Consider the following 16,462-nt stretch of genomic DNA (forward strand, 5'->3'; position numbering starts at 1 on the left):
ATCGACATGGGAATTTGTGAAGGACGCACCGTCATCATCACCGGCGCCGGTGGCGGCCTGGGCCGCGCCTATGCACTGGCCTTCGCGGCCGAGGGCGCGAACGTGGTGGTCAACGACATCCGCAAGGAAGCGGCCGACGCCGTCGTCGCCGAGATCGCCGCGGCGGGTGGCAAGGCGATCGCCAACGCCGACGACATCACCCGCATCGACACCGCACAGCAGATCGTTGACGCCGCCGTGGCGGCCTTCGGCGAGGTGCACGTGGTGGTGAACAACGCCGGCATCCTGCGCGACCGCATGTTCATCAGCCTGTCGGAAGACGACTGGGAGCAGGTCATGCGGGTGCACCTGAAGGGCCACTTCTGCCTCGCCAACATCCTCGGCAAGCGCTGGCGCGACCAGGCCAAGGCCGGTAACAAGATCGCCGGACGCATCATCAACACCAGCTCGGGCGCCGGCCTGCAGGGCTCGGTCGGGCAGTCGAACTATTCCGCGGCCAAGGGCGGCATTGCCGCGCTGACCCTGGTGCAGGCCGCCGAGCTGGCGCGCTACGGTGTCACCGCCAACGCGCTGGCCCCGGCCGCGCGCACCTCGATGACCGAGAGCGCGATGCCCGACGTGGTCAAGGCGCCCGAGACCGGCTTCGACGCCTGGGCAGCCGAAAACGTTGCGCCGCTGGTCGTCTGGCTGGGCAGCGAGCTGTCCTCGCACGTCACTGGCCAGGTGTTCGAGAGCCAGGGCGGGCGCATCTCGGTGTGCGACGGCTGGCGCACCGGTCCGCAGAAGGACAAGGGCGCGCGCCTGACGCCGATGGAAGCGGGCGCGACGGTCGATGAACTGATGAAGCAGGCCGTGCCTGCGCAAAAGGTATGGGGGACTTGAGATGAGCGAACGGGCGGTGGTGCAGGAGCGTCGTGATTTCCTGAAGACGGGTGCAGTGTTCGGCGGCGCGGCGGCTGTGGGCCTGGGTGGGGTCAGCCCCGTCGCTGCTGCAGCTGCCACGCCCGTGTCCCTGCCGCTGCCCGACTACGAGCAGTGGGACGCGACCGAGATCGCGTTGCGCATCCGCCGCGGCGACGTCAAGCCGAGCGAGGTGCTCGAGGCGGCGATCGCCCGCGCCGAGGCCTACGCGGCGATCAACGCCGTCACCGTGCCGCACTTCGATCTCGCACGCGAGGCCGCGCGCGCACTGGACGCTGCCGGCCAGGCCGAGCGCGAGGCGCGCCCCGCCTTGTCCGGTGTGCCGTTCGCGCTGAAGGATCTCGGCATCGCGCTCAAGGGCACGGTCACCACCAACGGCTGCGCCTTCTTCAAGGATGCGGTGGCCGACCACGACTCCACCCTGGTGCAGCGCTACCAGGCGGCGGGCCTCAACATCTTCGCCAAGCTCGCCTCGCCCGAGTTCGGCCAGACCGGCACCACCGAATCGCGCCTGTTCGGCGCCACCCGCAACCCCTGGGATCTGGAGCGCAGTTCGGGCGGTTCCTCGGGCGGGGCCTCGGCGGCGGTCGCTGCCGGTGTGCTGCCGGTGGCCCACGCCAGCGACGGCGGCGGCTCGATCCGCATCCCGGCTTCGCATTGCGGCCTGTTCGGCCTCAAGCCCAGCCGCGGACTGATCCCGATGGGGCCGAAGTCGCTCGAAGGCTGGCTCGGCCTGTCGGCGCACAACGTGATCAGCCGCAGCGTGCGCGATACGGCCTTGCTGATGCAGCTCAGCCAGGGCGCGGAGCCGGGCGCGCGCACCTTGCCGCCGACCGCCGACCTGCTCGCGGCGCTGGAGCAGGCGCCGCGCGCGCTGAAGATCGGCTTGTTCCAGGCCAATCTGTTCGGCGCCGGCGTGCATGCGGAGTGCATCGAAGCGTCGAACAAGGCTGCCACCCTATGCGCCGGCCTGGGCCATCACGTCGAGCCGATCGACCTGTCGGCGCTGCCCTTCCTGGAGATGGCTGGCAGCATGGGCGTGGTCACCGCCAGCGGCATGCTCTACACCGTGCGCGAGCGCGAGAAGGCGATCGGCCGCGCGGCGCGCGAGGACGAGTTCGAGCCGATCGACTGGCAAAGCATGCAGAAGGCCCAGTCCTACACCGCCGAGCAGATCCTCAAGGCGCGCAGCGTGTTCGACCGCGGCGGCCGTGTGCTGGACGAGCTGTTCGCGCGCTATGACCTGATCCTGTCGCCGACCACCGCCGCACTGCCGCCCAAGCTCGGCGAGCTCTCGCTCGACCAGCCCTTCGAGGACTTCGCGCGCAGGGCGGTGCTGGCGTCGGCTTTCACCTCCATGTTCAACATGACCGGCCTGCCGGCGATGTCGGTGCCGCTGCACTGGAGCGCCGAAGGCCTGCCGATCGGCGTGCAGTTCGCCGCGCCCTACGGCGGCGAGGCACGCCTGATCGCGCTTGCCGCGCAGCTGGAGAAGGCCGCGCCGTGGGCGGACCGCCGCCCGCCGCGGCTGGGCTGATCGACGGGTACCGCAGTCTTGGCGTACACACTGACGGGCCTGGAAGGCAAGCTCGCCGTTGTCACCGGCGCGGGGCGGATGCGCAGCATCGGCCGTTCGATCGCGGTCGAGCTTGCCCGCGCGGGCTGCGACGTCGTCATCACCGGCAGCGGCCGCTCGCCGGATTCCTTTCCGGATGACGAGAAGCGGGCCGGCTGGCGCGACATCGACTCGGTCGCGGAGGAAGTCCGCGCGCTGGGCCGACGCGCGCTGCCGGTGGTCAGCAACGTGGCCGACCCGGACGCCGTCGCGGCCCTGGCCGACACGGTGATGCGCGAGTTCGGCCGGGTGGATTTCGTCATCAACAACGCCGGCGCCGCGCGCGCCGGCGACCGGGCCCCGGTGGTCGATGTCGATCCTGCCGCCTGGCGCAAGGTCATCGACGTGAACCTGAACGGCAGCTTCTACATGAGCCAGGTGTTCGGTCGCAGCTTGATCGAGCAGGGCGAGGGCGGCGCCATCATCAACATCTCGTCCGTGGGCGGCAAGCTGATGGCGCCCAACACGGCCGCCTACGCCGCCAGCAAGGCCGGGGTGCATGCGCTGACCGCGGCGATGGCGGGCGAGGTGGGGCGGTACGGCATTCGCGTCAATGCGATCTGTCCCGGCATCGTGTCCACGTCCCGCCTGGACGACCTGTCGCCGGCGCAGTGGGACGCCATCATCGACACCTACGTGCCCCTGAAGCGTGCGGGCGCGCCGGCGGAGATCGCCAGCATGGTGGTCTATCTGTGCAGCACCCAGGGCGCGTGGATCAGTGGCCAGCTCTACAGCGTCGATGGCGGGCAAGTGGCCGGGCGATAGGCGATCCGCAGCCGCCTGGTGCATGTCCGGACTTTATTCCCAAGGAAAACCGATGAATACAATCGCCTCACAGGGCGTCGCGGTCGTCACCGGTGCCAGCCGTGGCGTGGGCCGCGGCGTGGCCGAAGCGCTCGGCGCGGCCGGCATGACCGTCTACGTCACCGGGCGCAGCACCACCGACGGCGCATCGCGCATCGGCGACACGCCGCTGCACGGCACCATCCACGACGCCGCCGCCGCGGTGACCGCCGCGGGCGGGCAGGGCATCGCGGTGCATTGCGACCATGGCGACGACGCCCAGGTGAAGGCGCTGTTCGAGCGCGTCGAACGCGAGCAGGGCCGCCTCGACATCCTGGTGAACAACGCCCTGGTCATCGACGACAGCCTGATCGAGCCAGGCCCGTTCTGGACCAAGCCGCTCGCCCAGGCCGACATGTTTGGTGTCGGGCTGCGTTCGAACTATGTTGCCGCCTGGCACGCCGCTCCGCTGCTGCTGAAGGCGGGGCGGGGGCTGGTGGCGTTCACGTCCTCGTATGGCGCTGGGTGCTACATGCATGGCCCGGCCTATGGCGCGCAGAAGGCCGGCTGCGACAAGATGGCGGCCGACATGGCGGTGGATTTCGAGGGCACCGGCGTGGCCGCGGTGTCGCTGTGGCTGGGTGTTCAGCGCACCGAACGCACTGCCATCGCCGCCCGTCTGCGTGGTGACGCTTACGGCGACTTCATGGCGCGCAGCGAGAGCCCGCAGTTCGTCGGCCGCGTCATCCACGCACTGTGGCGCGATCCGGAGCTGGCTGCGCGCTCAGGACGCACGCAGATCGTTGCCGAACTCGCGCAGCGCTACGGCGTCCGCGACGAGGACGGCCGTGAACCGCCGACCTGGCGCAACATCCTCGGCGCACCCTGCGCCTTCCATCCCGCGCGCGTGAGCTGAGGGAACGCTACATGGATCTCGACAAACGTATCGCCCGCCTCGAAGCGCTCGAGGCGATCCGCCTGCTCAAGCACCGCTACCTCAACGCCTGCGACCTCAAGGACGTCGATACCATCCGCGATTGTTTCGCCAGCGGCCCGATCGTGATCGACTATGAAGCCGTCGGCCGTTTCGACGACCGCGACAGCTTCGTCGCCCTCTACCAGTCGCTCGCCTGCCACCCGCGCGTGCGCGACAGCCACCACGGCGCCAACCCCGAAATCGAACTGCTCGCCGCCGACCACGCGCGCGGGCGCTGGGCCTTGTCCTATTTCAATCTGGATGCCGAAACCGGCGCGACCCGCCGGCTGGGTGTGATGTATGACGACGAGTACCGTTGCATCGACGGCGCGTGGAAGATCGTGGCGACGCGGTCGCGGATACTGGCTGCGGTCGGCGCTTGATTGGGCCTCAGTCCACCGTCTCGAAGCTGTCCCTTGGCTGGCCGCAGTCCGGACACACCCAGTCGACGGGAAGGTCCGACAATGCGGTGCCGGGCGCAATACCTTGCCCTGGCAGGCCAGTCGCTTCGTCGTAGATGAAGCCACATGTCAGGCACATGTGGCTTGAGGTCGCGTCAGCGTACGGCATAGCGGATCGGCAGGCGGCGATAGCCACCCACGAAGTTGGACGCGATGGGTACTGGCGTGGCGGTCAGTTCGAGGGACGACAGGCGCGGGATCAGCTTGCCGAAGAATGCGTCCAGTTCGAACAGGGCCAACTGGCGTCCGATGCAGGCGTGCACGCCGTAGCCGAATGCGACGTGGCCCGAGGTGTCGCGGTCGATCAGGAAGCGGTCTGGTTCTTCGAACACTGCCTCGTCGCGATTGCCTGAGGGGTAGATCAGCGCCACCGCGTCGCCCGCGCGTAGCGTGACGTCGCGGAGCTGGAAATCCTCACTCGCAGTGCGCATGAAATGGTGGATCGGTGACACCCAGCGGCAGATCTCGTTGCTGGTGTTGCGCAGCAGCCCCGGATTGGCGACGAGCTTGGTCATCTCCTCCGGGTGGGTGGCGAAGCCCAGCATGCCGCCGGCCAGTGCGGCCGACGTGGTGTCATGGCCGGCGGTGATCGCGACCAGCACGTAGGAGAGCGCTTCGATCATCCCGATCGGATTGCCGTCGATCGATGCGTTGGCGATCGCGCTTGTCAGGTCGCCGGTTGGGCATGCGCGCCGTTCGGCCAGCATCTTGCCCAGATAGCCGGCGAACTCCTCGAATGCGGCCGCGCCGTAGTCGCCGTCCTGCTGAAGCTCGGGGTCGCCGGCTGCGAGCAGCGCCTGGGTCATGCGCAGGATGTAGGGCGCGTCTTCAAGCGGGGCGCCGAGGATCGAGGCGATGACTTCTAGCGGGTACCACACGGCGATGTCGCTCGCAAAGTCACATTCGCCGCCCATCCCGATCATGCGGCTGACGTATTTTTCGGCGATGGCGTCGATCCCGGGCGTGAGTTCGCGCAGGCCGCTGCCGATGAACCAGCGTGCGGCGATGTTCCGGTACTGGCTGTGCTCGGGTTCGTCCATGTCGAGAATGGTTCGCGAACCGCCCGTGCGACTGCCGTAGCGCGCGAGCGTCGCCGCCTCCATGGCCTCGGGAATCAAGGTCAGGCGTGGAGCGCTCAGGAAGATCCCGTGGTTCTTCTCTATGAGCTTGATGTCCTCGTTGCGGGTGACGAGCCAGAAGGGGCGGTACGGTGCCCGGTCGACCCAGGACACGGGCAAGTTGCGACGAAGGTGAGCGAGCTGGCGGTAGAGCCCGGCCTCGTCGGCGTAGGCCTCGGGCGAGAACACGTCGATGTCGTCCGGCAGTTGATGCTGTTGTTCCGAGGTCATGGTCGAGGCGCTCGTGAATGGTGGATGGGAAGCGTTGATCTGATCTAAAACTAACAACTATTAGTTTATAGTGTCAACTGCTCATCCATTGAGCTCCGTTGGAACAGACCAAGCAAGAATGAGGAGACACCCATGATCAGACGTATTGCCGGCACCTTGGCGACGCTTGCACTCATTGGCAGCGTTCAGGGGGCAGGGCCTTTGCCGGACGTGCAGCGCGACATCGACGAGCGCGAGGAAAGCCTCGCGTACCACATCGGCGTGCAGGCCTATGTATATGGCTATCCCGCTGTCGATCTGATGCACGTGATGGGGCGCGAGACGCGGCGCGCTGACGGGGTGCAGCGCGTCTATGCGCCAGTCAACACGATGTTCAACTACCGGACCCTGGCGACACCGGGCACCGAGGGCGACCTGCGTGCGCCCAATAACGACACCATCTACTTCAGTGCATGGCTCGATCTGTCCGCCGGCCCTGTGGTGCTGGACGTGCCCGATACCGCAGGGCGCTACTACACGGTGGCGATCAGCGATCTCTACGCCGAGACCGAGCACATTGGTCGTCGCACGACGGGCACCGGCGCCGGCCGGTTCCTGTTCGTGCCTCCGGGGTGGCAGGGCGCGCTACCCGCCGGCATGCAGCTGATCGAGAACTCGACCACCGTGGTGTATCTGCTGGGGCGCATGTACAGCGCAGGGGACGCCGATATGGAAGAGGCCAGTCGTTTGATCGACGCCTTTCGGATCAGCGCGCACGAGGGCAGTCACGAGCCGGCTCCGCGTGACTTTCCGGTGCGGGAGGATCTGCAGCGCGTCGAGTTCTTTACCTGGTTGAACCGTATCCTGCGCGAATCGCCCACAAGGGCCGACGAGGCCGCGCTGATGGCCCAGTTCGACCGGATCGGCGTCGGCCCAAGCCAGGTCTTTGACCTCGCCACGGCGAATCCCGCCGTCGTTGCAGGCTTGCAGCGCGCGCTCAAGGACGGCGCGCGCTTGATCGAGCTCGCGGCGCGCGAAAAGGTCGAGCCAGGCTGGATCGTGCTTCGCGATCTGGGGACCTATGGCTACAACTACCTGCGCCGGGCCGGCGTTGTGCGCACGGGTACGGGGGCGAACCGGGCGGAGGAGAACCTCTATCCGGCCAATTTGTTCTCAGCCGACGGCAAATTGCTGCATGGTGGCCAGCGTTACACGCTCAGATTCGAAAAAGGTGGCTTGCCGCCGGTGGATGCGTTCTGGTCCATCTCGGTCTACGACGCACGCACGCATGCCTTGGTCGAGAACCCGATCCGGCGCTACAGCATCGGCGACAGGACTCCCGGACTGGTGCATGGCGAGGATGGGGCTCTGACGCTCCATCTGCAGGCCGACGAGCCCGCCGAGGGGCCGCACAACTGGCTGCCCACGCCGAGCGGCGCGTTCTACGTGATCGCGCGTCTCTACCAGCCACGGCAGGAGGCGCTCACCGGCGCCTACGTGCTGCCGCCACTGTGGCCGGTACCCGGGTCCTGAGGCATTGCCGGTGCGCCCCTGGGGTGAGCGGGGCGCAGCGCCTGTTGCGAGAGTGCCGCGTCGACGAGCTCGAGCACCATCTCGACGTGGCGGGCGCGGCCCTCGGGTGCCATCGGATCGATGCCGATCAGGTCGCGGTACAGCGGTGCAAGCGTGATGTAGGACACCAGCAGGTTGTTGAAGTCCATGACCGCCCAGGGCTGCAGCGCCTGGGGCATGCGTGCGCCCTCGGTGACCGGGGCGAACAAGGGTTCGAACAGTGCCTGGATCTGCGCGCCTGCAATCGGGGTTTCGGCCAGCGCGGCATGCTGCAGCAGGCGGGCGAAGTTGGGATGCGCGAAGTAGCACTCGACCATGCGTCGCGCCCAGGCCAGCGCCTCTCGTCGTCCGTGAGGCGCGCCCCCTGGCTGCGGTGCTGCGGCCGCGATGATGGGGCGAAAGTGCGCCATCAGTCTCTCCAGCACGGCAGCGTACAGGGCTTCCTTGTTCTTGAAGTGGTTGTAGAGGCTTGGCGTACGGATGCCGACCCGGTCTGCGATGTCACCGAGTGAGGTTGCGTGGTAACCCGTGCTGGCGAAGAGTTCCTCGGCAACGTCGAGAATGCGCTCTGAGGTGGGGCGGCTGTCCGTCATCGAATCGAGCTTGTGCTTGAAGCCGCCTATTCTATCGAGCCTCGTCACGGATACCGCTTGGTTTCATATTTTCCGTTCGGGAAACTCAGGGCCAGAGGGCCGCGCGAGGAAACAACTTTTCCCAGTCGGGAATGTGGCGCGCATTTGCGGCCCCGTCCGTTTTGACGATGCTGCCCTCCTGCACCCCCCCTATAAATGACGGCATCTCCACCCTTCGAGGTTCGTGCCGTGAAAGAAGCCCCCGCCTACGTCCCCGGTCACCAGTTGCTGGCTGGCAAGTCCGTCCTGATCACCGCCGCTGCGGGCGCCGGCATCGGCTTTGCCGCTGCGCGCAAGTGCGCCGAAGAAGGTTGCCGCGCCTTGATGATCTCCGACATCCATCCGCGCCGGCTGGAAGAGGCGGTCGCGAAGCTGAAGGCCGACACCGGCCTGCAGAACGTCTGGGGCCAGCTGTGCAACGTCACCCATGAAGAGGAAGTGCAGGCCCTGGTCGCCGCGGCCGAGGACAAGCTCGGCGGCGTCGACGTGCTCATCAACAACGCCGGCCTGGGCGGCGAGAAGCGTGTCACCGAGATGACCGACGACGAGTGGAGCCGGGTGCTCGACATCACGCTCACCGGCACCTTCCGCATGACGCGCGCGATGCTGCCGCACATGGAGAAGCGTGGTCGCGGCGCCATTGTGAACAACGCCTCGGTGCTGGGCTGGCGTGCGCAGAAGGGCCAGGCCCACTACGCCGCGGCCAAGGCCGGCGTGATGGCGCTGACGCGCTGCTCGGCGGTCGAGGCGGCCGAGCACGGCGTGCGCATCAACGCGGTGTCGCCGTCGATCGCGCTGCACGAATTCCTGAAGAAGGCGTCCAGCGAGGAGCTGCTCGCCCAGCTTGCCAGCCGCGAGGCTTTCGGCCGCGCCGCAGAAGTGTGGGAAGTGGCCAATGTGATGGTCTTCCTCGCCAGCGACTACGCGTCCTACATGACCGGCGAAGTGCTGTCGGTCAGCTCGCAGCACGCTTGAGGGGCGCGGCGATGACCATGGTTTTCTCCAGTGCCGAGCAGCTGGTTGCGGCAGAGGGTCAGGATCTGGGCACGACCGACTGGGTCGAGATCCGCCAGGACCGCATCGACCGGTTTGCCGACGCCACCGACGACCACCAGTGGATCCACGTCGATCCCGCGCGCGCCAAGGACGGCCCCTTCGGCGCCTGCATCGCGCACGGCTACCTGACGCTCGCACTTGCCAACCTGTTCCTGCCGCAGTTGATCCGCGCCGACAACCTGAAGATGGGCGTCAACGTCGGCTGCGACCGCGTGCGCTTTCCAGCGCCGGTCAAGGTCGGCTCGCGCATCCGCGGCCGCGGCGAAATCCTCAAGGTCGAGCGCATCAAGGACGCGGTGCAATCCACCGTGCGCGTGACCATCGAGATCGAGGGCAGCGAGCGCCCCGGCTGCGTGGTCGACACCATCAGCCGCTACACCTTCAACGATTGAATTCCCGAGAGAGAACATCGCCATGACCGAAGCCGTCATCGTTTCCACCGCGCGCACCGCGCTGACCAAGTCCTTCCGCGGCTCCTTCAACGACACCGAGGCGCCGGTGCTGGGCGGCCATGTGGTGCGCGCCGTCGTCGAGCGTGCCGGCATCGAGCCCGGCGCGGTCGAGGACGTGATCATGGGCGCTGCCGTGCAGCAGGGCACCCAGGCCTACAACATCGGCCGCCTGTGCGCCTACACCGGCGGCCTGCCCGACACCGTGCCGGGCATGGCGCTCGACCGCATGTGCGCGTCGGGTCTGATGACGATCGGCGTCGCCGCCAAGAACATCCTGGCCGGCGAGATGAAGATTGCGGTGGCGGGCGGCGTCGAGTCGCTGTCGCTCACCCAGACCAAGCACAAGAACACCTACCGCGCGCAGTCCGAAGCGGTGAAGGCCATCGTGCCCGCGGCCTACATCCCGATGCTGGAGACGGCCGAGATCGTGTCGGCGCGCTACGGCATCTCGCGCGCCGCGCAGGACGAGTTCTCGCTGCAGAGCCAGCAGCGCACCGCCGCCGCGCAGGCCGCCGGCCTGTTCGACGCCGAGATCGTGCCGCTGGCGGCGCGCAAGCTGGTGTTCGACAAGGAAGGCAAGCCGGTGGGTCACGAGGACGTCGTCGCCACCCGCGACGAGTGCAACCGCGCCTCGACCACGCTGGCGGATCTCGCCAAGCTGAATCCGGTGGTGAAGGATGGCCAGTGGGTGAAGCAGGGCGAATACGTCACCGCCGGCAACGCCTCGCAGCTGTCGGACGGCGCCTCGGCCGCGCTGGTGATGAGCCGCGACGAGGCCGAACGCCGCGGCATCGCGCCGCTGGGTGCCTACCGCGGCATCGCCGTGGCCGGCTGCGCGCCTGACGAGATGGGCATCGGCCCGGTGTTCGCCATCCCCAAGCTGCTCGAGCGCTTCAACCTCAAGGTGAGCGACATCGGCCTGTGGGAGATCAACGAGGCCTTCGCCTGCCAGGTGCTCTACAGCCGCGACAAGCTCGGCATCCCCAACGACCGCCTGAACGTCAACGGCGGTGCCATCGCCATCGGTCACCCCTTCGGCATGTCGGGCGCGCGCATGGTCGGCCACGCGCTGCTCGAAGGCCGTCGCCGTGGCGTGCGCTATGTGGTGGTGTCGATGTGCATCGGCGGCGGCATGGGTGCGGCGGGCCTGTTCGAGGTGCTGTGATGAACCTGTCCGACGAACAGCGTGCGCTGCAGGAGACGGCGGCCGACTTTCTCGCCGCCCATACCAATGCGCGCAAGGAAGCGGATGCCGACGCCGAGCTGTGGTCGTGCGTCGTCGAACTCGGCTGGGCGGCGGTGCAGGTGCCGGAAGAGCTCGATGGCCTCGGCCTGGGGCAGGTGGAACTTGCGCTGCTGATGGAAGAGATGGGCCGGCGCCTGGCGCGCACGCCCTTCCTGGGCAATGTGGTGTTGGCGCAAACCGCGCTGCTGCAGGCTGGCACAGTCGAGGCGCAGCAGCGCGCGCTGGCGGCGCTGGCCTACGGCGAGCGCACCGCCACGCTGATCCTCGGTCCGGGCCTGGATGCGCAGCCGGCGGCGCTGACGGTGAAGGCGCGTCGTGACGGCGACGGCTGGGTGCTGGCCGGCGAGGCCGCGCAGGTGCTCGACGACGGGCTGCTCACCCACGCCTACGTGGCCGCGCGCATCGAGGACGCCCCGGGCGTGGCGCTGTTCGAGCTGGCGGTGGATGCCGCCGGCCTGTCGCGCACGCCGCTCGAGGTGTGGGACCTCACCCGGCCGCAGGCGCGCTGGTGCTTCGACGAGGTCCGGCTGACGGCCGACGCGCGCGTCGATGACCCGACGCGGGTGCTGGCCGGCCTCGCGCGCACGCGCGTGCTGGCGGCGCTGCAGCTGGCGGCCGAACAGGTCGGCGGTGCGGCGCAGTGCCTGCAGCTCGCGGTGGACTACACCAAGGAGCGGGTGCAGTTCGGCAAGCCGGTGGCCAGCTTCCAGGCGATCAAGCACCGCGTGGCCGAGATGATGGTGCGTATGGAGACCGCGCGCTCCACCGTGCTCGGCGTGGCGGCGCGGGTGGCGCAGGGCGGGCTGGATGACGCCACGCTCGGGGCGGAAGTCGCCGCCGCACGCGTGCAGGCCACCGAGGCCTATCGCTACTGCGCGCAGGAGGCCATTCAGCTCCACGGCGGGGTGGGCTTCACCTGGGAATACGACCCGCAGCTGCACTTCAAGCGCGCGCAGTGGGCGAGCCAGTGGTTCGGCCCCACGCGCGACTGGCGCGAGGCGCTCGCCGCCCATCTGCTCGACGCCGCCTGACAGGACCGACAAGGACCGATGAGCATGAACGAACAGGAATTTCGCCAGGAGGTCGCCGACTGGATGGAGACCCATCTGGTCGGCCGCTTCGCCTGCCTGAAGCACCGCGGCGGCCCCGGCGACGAGGAAGCCTTCCCGGCGCTGCGCAAGGAATGGGAGCAGGAGCTGGCCGCCGGCGGCTGGGTCGGTCTGGGCTGGCCGAAGGAACATGGCGGGCGCGACCTGCCGCTGGCGCTGCAGCTCGCCTTCCACGAGGAATACGTGCGCGCCGGCGGGCCGGGCCGCATCGGCCACATCGGCGAGACGCTGATGGCGCCGACGCTGATTGCGCTCGGCACGCCTGCACAGCAGGCCCGCTTCCTGCCCGGTATCCGCGAAGGGCGTGAGTACTGGGCGCAGGGCTACTCCGAGCCGGGCGCCGGTTCAGATCTCGCCGCCATCACCACGCGCTGCTGGCAGGAAGAGGACGGCCGCTGGCGGCTGCAGGGGCAGAAGGTGTGGACCTCGCTCGCGCACGAATCCGAATGGATCTTCGTGGTCGCGCGCAGCACGCCGGGCTCGGTGGGGCGCGAGGGCCTGTCCTTCCTTCTGGTCCCGCTCCACCAGCCGGGCATCGAGATCCACCCGATCCGCCAGCTGACCGGCGAGGCCGAGTTCAACTCGGTGTTCTTTGACGGCGCGGTGACCGAGGCCGACTGCATCGTCGGCAAGCCGGGCGAGGGCTGGAAGGTGGCGATGGCGCTGCTCGGCTTCGAGCGCGGCGTGTCCACGCTCGGCCAGCAGATGCACTTCATCCACGAGCTGCAGCTGGTGATCGACGTCGCCCGCGCCAACGGCGCCGCGCGCGACCCGGCGATCCGCCAGCGCATCGCCGACGCCTGGGTGGGCCTGCAGGGCCTGCGCTACAACGGCCTGCGCATGCTGGAGGAGGACACGAGCTCGACCAAGGTCCGGCCCGAGGCGCTGATCTACAAGTACGCCTGGTCGAACTGGCACCGCGAGCTCGGCCAGCTGGCGATGGACGTGATCGGCGTGGCGGGCGACGTGCGCTCGGACGACGACGCGGTGCGCCGCCTGCAGCAGGTGTTCTTCTTCTCGCGCGCCGACACCATCTACGCCGGTACCAACGAGATCCAGCTCAACATCATCGCCGAGCGCGGGCTGGGCATGCCGCGCGGCTGAGCCGGCCGCGCCGGGCGGCCGCGCTCGCTGCCCGGCCTTTCCATGGAGGTGAGGGGATGCCCATTCCCGAGATGTTTCGCGGGCGGCTTGCGCTGCCGCTGATCGGCTCACCGATGTTCCTCGCCAGCGGCCAGGAGCTGGTGCTGGCGCAGTGCAAGGCGGGCGTCGCGGGCAGCTTCCCGACGCTGAACGCGCGCACGCCCGAGCTGCTCGACCAGTGGCTGGCGCGGATCGCCGCCGAGCTGGCGCAGTGGGACGTCGAACATCCCGGACGGCCGGCGGCGCCCTTCGGTGCCAACCTGATCCTGCACAAATCCAACCCGCGGCGCGAAGCCGACCTCGAGTGCGTGGTCAGGCACCGCGTGCCCTTCGTGATCACCTCGGTGGGGCGTCCCGATGCGGTGGTCGAGCGCGTGCACGACTACGGCGGCCTGGTCTTCCACGACGTCATCAACGTCGAGCATGCGCGCAAGGCCGCCGCCAGCGGCGTCGACGGACTGATCCTGGTGTGCGCAGGGGCGGGCGGCCACGGCGGCACGCTGTCGCCCTTCGCCCTGGTGGCCGAGGTGCGCGCGTTCTGGGACGGCCCGCTGGTGCTCGCCGGCGCCCTGTCCAGCGGACGCGCGCTGCGCGCCGCCGAGATCATGGGCGCCGACCTGGGCTACATGGGCACGCGCTTCATCGCCACCCGCGAGGCCGCGGCCGACGCCGGCCACAAGGAGATGATCGTGCGCGACGGCGCGGCGGACATCGTCTACACCCCGGTGTTCAGCGGCATCTGGGCCAACTACCTGCGGAACAGCGTGCGTGCGGCGGGGATCGACCCCGACGGGCTCGATGGCCGCCAGGATGGCGGCAAGGACGACCTCTTCGCCGGGCTCGACGCCAAGCCCAAGGCGTGGAAGGAGGTGTGGTCGGCCGGACAGGGCATCGGCAGCATCCACGACGTGCCCTCGGTGGCCGAGCTGGTGGCGCGCATGAAGCGCGAATACACCGAGGCCGCCGCGCAGCCGGCCGTGTTTGCCGGATCCGCCGCGATATCGGTCGAAGCGTCGGCCGGAGCGGGGGCATAAACATGCAGTGGAAGATGATCTACCTCGCGCGGCGCAACCCCGCGCTGGCGCCCGAGGACTTTCCGCAGGCCTGGCGCGAGCACTCGGCGCTCGGCCGCGAATGCCGCAACGTGCAGGACAAGGTCAAGGCGGTGCGCCAGTGCTCGCGCGTGCTCGACCGACCGGGCGTGCCGCGCGGCGCCAGTGCCGACTACGACGGCGTCAACCTGCTGTCGCTGCGCGACCGCCAGGCTGCCGACGACATCTGGAACGACGAGGAGACGCTGCGCATCATGCGGCCCGACGAGCCGCGGGTGTTCTCGACCTACGTGCGCGACTTCACCCTGGTCGCAAGCGAGCAGGTGCTGGTCGACGGCGCGGAGACCGGCGTGTGTCTGGTGCTGTTCCTGCGCGCGCGGCGGGGGCAGCGCTTGCAGGCGCGTGGCCTCGCCGGCGCCCTCGCCGCGCCGTGGTCGGCTGCGACGCGCCTGGTATGGAACGAGGTGGCGGGCGAGCGACCGCCCGGCTACGACTACGACGCGATCATCGAGGCCTGGTACGAAACGGTCGATGCCGTGGCCGCTGCGTTCGCCGGCCCGCCGGTGTGGCACTGGCTGCCGCCGGCCTTGGCAGACGCTGTCGATACCGCCGGGTCGGTGTGCATGTTCACCCGGATTACGCACCGGCGGCCCTGAGCGCCGTTTCAGCAGGGGCGATCGGGTTTCCCGAGATCAAAGTCGAGCTGGCGGTGATGGCGGATCGCGAGCAGATGCACGGTCTCGGGCAGTCGTGCGTAGAGGATCAGGTAGTTCGTCAGTACGTACTCGCGGATGCTGCCTGCGGCGGCGAGCGCACCTGCTTGCGCTCCGCCAGTGCTTCCCTCGCGTCACGCGTGCGGCCGGACGCAAGGTCCTGCAGGCCCCGCTGCACTTCGTCCAGCATCACCAGATGGAGATGGGCTTGCTCCAGTCGATGGTAGTAGTCGAGCCGGTCAGCATCGACGAGCGCAACGTAGCTCTCACCGTTCTTGGTGATGATCTTCTCTGCACCGGCTTTGACCTGCTCGGCCAGTTCGGACAACTGCGCGCGCGCTGAAGTCAGCGACACGATGTCTTGGGCTGTGATCGTCATGGCAGAACCTCCATGTACAGAATTAAGTGCTGAATTCTAGAGCATCGAGCGGACGGCGAACATCACCGTTCTTCAGGCGTATCCAGGTAGCGCAGGATGTGCAAGGCCACCGCTTCGGCCTGCTCCGGCAGCAGGGCGTGGCCGGCGTTGGCGATGACATGGCGGGTCGCCCGCTCGCCGAGCTGTGTCGCAAGCTTCTCCGAGTCTGCGGGCGCAGCAGCAGTGTCGTCGGCCGGCTGCAGGATCAGCATCGGCGCCGAGCCGCCATGGCTCCAGCTCGAATAGGATTGTGCGGTGGTCGCGCGCGTCTGGTGCAGTGCCGCGAGCGGATACCAGCCCTTGACCCAGGCCGCGGGCACGGTTTCGCCCGCGAAGAAGGCGAGCGCGATCGCCGCGTCCCGTGCTGCGCCGTCGAAACCGAACACCGCCTTGCGGATCGCGGCGTTGATGTCGGGCGGCGGCGGCTTGCCGCCCCCAGCGGCCAGCAAGACGAGCTTGCGCACTCTCTCCGGATGATTGACGGCGAACACACGGGCAACCCGGTTGCCGTACGCGTGGCCGACTACCGCGTGCGCAGTGGCGACGCCCTCGGCGTCGAGCACGGCGGCGATGTCGGCGGCGTAGTCGGCCAGGCTCACATCCAGGCTGCCGAACGCCGACCCCTCTATGCCCTGCGGCTGAATGGCCAGGCTGCGATAGCCGGCATCCGCCAGCGCCTGGGCCAGCTGATTGAAGTCGGCCGCAGAGCGGGCGAAGCTGGGCAATAGCACCACTGCGCCCCCCTGTCCGAGGCGGTGATAGACCAAGTCGCCGCCCGGGCCGGTGATCACGACCCGCTCGCCGGCGGCGGGCTCCGCCGGGCGGTCCTGGAGGATCACCCCCAGGCCTGCAAGCAGCAGCATCAGGATGACGAGGGTGAAGATTGCGCCTCGTTTCAGGAGAAGCTTGGGACTCATCATGCGAAGGCCTGGATTTCCAATCTCTGGGGGGTGGATGGCGAAGGGCCCGGTCTTGCGTGGGCTGC

General features: G+C 68.6%; 18 protein-coding genes. 13 read left to right on the top strand and 5 right to left on the bottom strand.

The features are described 5' to 3' along the window. Positions 1-6 precede the first annotated feature (6 nt). The 5 genes from P7F68_RS15255 to P7F68_RS15275 are packed head-to-tail and all read left to right on the top strand — an operon-like array spanning position 7 to position 4,678. Complete coding sequence (locus P7F68_RS15255) at positions 7-882, top strand: SDR family oxidoreductase (protein ID WP_277834395.1); 876 nt, start codon at positions 7-9, stop codon at positions 880-882. Position 883: 1 nt separating this feature from the next. Then, the gene (locus tag P7F68_RS15260; protein WP_277834397.1) at positions 884-2,458 is read left to right on the top strand and encodes an amidase; all 1,575 of its coding nucleotides are present in this window, start codon (positions 884-886) and stop codon (positions 2,456-2,458) included. An 18-nt stretch (positions 2,459-2,476) separates the two neighbouring features. After that, a complete protein-coding gene (locus P7F68_RS15265) occupies positions 2,477-3,301 on the top strand; it encodes an SDR family NAD(P)-dependent oxidoreductase (RefSeq protein ID WP_277834399.1) in 825 nt (274 codons plus the stop codon). A gap of 52 nt (positions 3,302-3,353) precedes the next feature. Continuing rightward, positions 3,354-4,235, top strand: a complete 882-nt coding sequence (locus P7F68_RS15270; protein ID WP_277834401.1) for an SDR family NAD(P)-dependent oxidoreductase — start codon at positions 3,354-3,356, stop codon at positions 4,233-4,235. 11 nt (positions 4,236-4,246) lie between these two features. Beyond that, a complete protein-coding gene (locus P7F68_RS15275; RefSeq protein WP_002925169.1) occupies positions 4,247-4,678 on the top strand; it encodes a nuclear transport factor 2 family protein in 432 nt (143 codons plus the stop codon). A 7-nt stretch (positions 4,679-4,685) separates the two neighbouring features. Here the strand turns inward: P7F68_RS15275 and P7F68_RS15280 are convergent, their stop codons facing one another. Together P7F68_RS15280 and P7F68_RS15285 are read right to left on the bottom strand one after the other, a co-directional pair. Beyond that, positions 4,686-4,865 carry a rubredoxin gene (locus P7F68_RS15280; RefSeq protein WP_002939124.1) on the bottom strand — a complete coding sequence of 60 codons (180 nt, stop codon included), beginning with the start codon at positions 4,863-4,865 and terminating at the stop codon, positions 4,686-4,688. After that, complete coding sequence (locus tag P7F68_RS15285; RefSeq protein WP_277834404.1) at positions 4,852-6,105, bottom strand: cytochrome P450; 1,254 nt, start codon at positions 6,103-6,105, stop codon at positions 4,852-4,854. The genes P7F68_RS15280 and P7F68_RS15285 overlap by 14 nt, the downstream gene beginning before the upstream one ends. Positions 6,106-6,237: 132 nt before the next feature. Between P7F68_RS15285 and P7F68_RS15290 the strand changes: the two genes are divergently transcribed. Further along, complete coding sequence (locus P7F68_RS15290) at positions 6,238-7,617, top strand: DUF1254 domain-containing protein (protein ID WP_002925163.1); 1,380 nt, start codon at positions 6,238-6,240, stop codon at positions 7,615-7,617. Here P7F68_RS15290 and P7F68_RS15295 read toward each other — a convergent pair. Continuing rightward, positions 7,578-8,297 carry a TetR/AcrR family transcriptional regulator gene (locus tag P7F68_RS15295; RefSeq protein ID WP_277834407.1) on the bottom strand — a complete coding sequence of 240 codons (720 nt, stop codon included), beginning with the start codon at positions 8,295-8,297 and terminating at the stop codon, positions 7,578-7,580. The two genes, P7F68_RS15290 and P7F68_RS15295, sit on opposite strands and share 40 nt — an antisense overlap. 180 nt (positions 8,298-8,477) lie before the next feature. Between P7F68_RS15295 and P7F68_RS15300 the strand changes: the two genes are divergently transcribed. From P7F68_RS15300 to P7F68_RS15330, 7 genes are read left to right on the top strand one after another with little or no spacing between them, the layout of a single operon-like run. Further along, a complete protein-coding gene (locus P7F68_RS15300; RefSeq protein WP_002925159.1) occupies positions 8,478-9,263 on the top strand; it encodes an SDR family oxidoreductase in 786 nt (261 codons plus the stop codon). An 11-nt stretch (positions 9,264-9,274) separates the two neighbouring features. Beyond that, positions 9,275-9,736: a MaoC family dehydratase gene (locus P7F68_RS15305; protein WP_002925157.1), complete on the top strand. Its 462-nt coding sequence runs from the start codon at positions 9,275-9,277 to the stop codon at positions 9,734-9,736. Between the two features lie 22 nt (positions 9,737-9,758). Continuing rightward, positions 9,759-10,961 carry an acetyl-CoA C-acyltransferase gene (locus P7F68_RS15310; protein ID WP_002925155.1) on the top strand — a complete coding sequence of 401 codons (1,203 nt, stop codon included), beginning with the start codon at positions 9,759-9,761 and terminating at the stop codon, positions 10,959-10,961. Continuing rightward, positions 10,961-12,073, top strand: a complete 1,113-nt coding sequence (locus P7F68_RS15315) for an acyl-CoA dehydrogenase family protein (protein WP_277834411.1) — start codon at positions 10,961-10,963, stop codon at positions 12,071-12,073. Before P7F68_RS15310 ends, P7F68_RS15315 begins: the two co-directional genes overlap by 1 nt. A gap of 24 nt (positions 12,074-12,097) precedes the next feature. After that, entirely contained in the window at positions 12,098-13,255 is a 1,158-nt protein-coding gene (locus P7F68_RS15320; protein ID WP_277834412.1) for an acyl-CoA dehydrogenase family protein, read from the top strand. A gap of 56 nt (positions 13,256-13,311) precedes the next feature. Further along, on the top strand, positions 13,312-14,328 hold the full coding sequence (locus P7F68_RS15325; protein WP_277834414.1) for an NAD(P)H-dependent flavin oxidoreductase: 1,017 nt from the start codon (positions 13,312-13,314) through the stop codon (positions 14,326-14,328). Positions 14,329-14,342: 14 nt separating this feature from the next. Next, complete coding sequence (locus P7F68_RS15330) at positions 14,343-15,002, top strand: EthD domain-containing protein (RefSeq protein ID WP_277834416.1); 660 nt, start codon at positions 14,343-14,345, stop codon at positions 15,000-15,002. Positions 15,003-15,120: 118 nt separating this feature from the next. Here the strand turns inward: P7F68_RS15330 and P7F68_RS15335 are convergent, their stop codons facing one another. Continuing rightward, positions 15,121-15,438, bottom strand: a complete 318-nt coding sequence (locus tag P7F68_RS15335; protein ID WP_277834419.1) for a type II toxin-antitoxin system Phd/YefM family antitoxin — start codon at positions 15,436-15,438, stop codon at positions 15,121-15,123. A 62-nt stretch (positions 15,439-15,500) separates the two neighbouring features. Next, positions 15,501-16,397: an alpha/beta fold hydrolase gene (locus tag P7F68_RS15340; RefSeq protein WP_277834421.1), complete on the bottom strand. Its 897-nt coding sequence runs from the start codon at positions 16,395-16,397 to the stop codon at positions 15,501-15,503. Positions 16,398-16,462: the final 65 nt, after the last annotated feature.

It is taken from the genome of Thauera mechernichensis (assembly GCF_029588855.1).
GTDB classification, from domain to species: domain Bacteria; phylum Pseudomonadota; class Gammaproteobacteria; order Burkholderiales; family Rhodocyclaceae; genus Thauera; species Thauera mechernichensis.

Excerpts from the sequence above, each read along its gene's own strand:
- P7F68_RS15285 (WP_277834404.1), bottom strand. The coding sequence starts at position 6,105 with ATGACCTCGGAACAACAGCATCAACTGCCGGACGACATCGACGTGTTC.
- P7F68_RS15340 (WP_277834421.1), bottom strand. The coding sequence starts at position 16,397 with ATGATGAGTCCCAAGCTTCTCCTGAAACGAGGCGCAATCTTCACCCTC.
- P7F68_RS15275 (WP_002925169.1), top strand. The coding sequence starts at position 4,247 with ATGGATCTCGACAAACGTATCGCCCGCCTCGAAGCGCTCGAGGCGATC.
- P7F68_RS15270 (WP_277834401.1), top strand. The coding sequence starts at position 3,354 with ATGAATACAATCGCCTCACAGGGCGTCGCGGTCGTCACCGGTGCCAGC.
- P7F68_RS15290 (WP_002925163.1), top strand. The coding sequence starts at position 6,238 with ATGATCAGACGTATTGCCGGCACCTTGGCGACGCTTGCACTCATTGGC.
- P7F68_RS15310 (WP_002925155.1), top strand. The coding sequence starts at position 9,759 with ATGACCGAAGCCGTCATCGTTTCCACCGCGCGCACCGCGCTGACCAAG.
- P7F68_RS15325 (WP_277834414.1), top strand. The coding sequence starts at position 13,312 with ATGCCCATTCCCGAGATGTTTCGCGGGCGGCTTGCGCTGCCGCTGATC.
- P7F68_RS15320 (WP_277834412.1), top strand. The coding sequence starts at position 12,098 with ATGAACGAACAGGAATTTCGCCAGGAGGTCGCCGACTGGATGGAGACC.
- P7F68_RS15315 (WP_277834411.1), top strand. The coding sequence starts at position 10,961 with ATGAACCTGTCCGACGAACAGCGTGCGCTGCAGGAGACGGCGGCCGAC.
- P7F68_RS15305 (WP_002925157.1), top strand. The coding sequence starts at position 9,275 with ATGACCATGGTTTTCTCCAGTGCCGAGCAGCTGGTTGCGGCAGAGGGT.
- P7F68_RS15330 (WP_277834416.1), top strand. The coding sequence starts at position 14,343 with ATGATCTACCTCGCGCGGCGCAACCCCGCGCTGGCGCCCGAGGACTTT.
- P7F68_RS15335 (WP_277834419.1), bottom strand. The coding sequence starts at position 15,438 with ATGACGATCACAGCCCAAGACATCGTGTCGCTGACTTCAGCGCGCGCG.
- P7F68_RS15255 (WP_277834395.1), top strand. The coding sequence starts at position 7 with ATGGGAATTTGTGAAGGACGCACCGTCATCATCACCGGCGCCGGTGGC.
- P7F68_RS15260 (WP_277834397.1), top strand. The coding sequence starts at position 884 with ATGAGCGAACGGGCGGTGGTGCAGGAGCGTCGTGATTTCCTGAAGACG.
- P7F68_RS15280 (WP_002939124.1), bottom strand. The coding sequence starts at position 4,865 with ATGCCGTACGCTGACGCGACCTCAAGCCACATGTGCCTGACATGTGGC.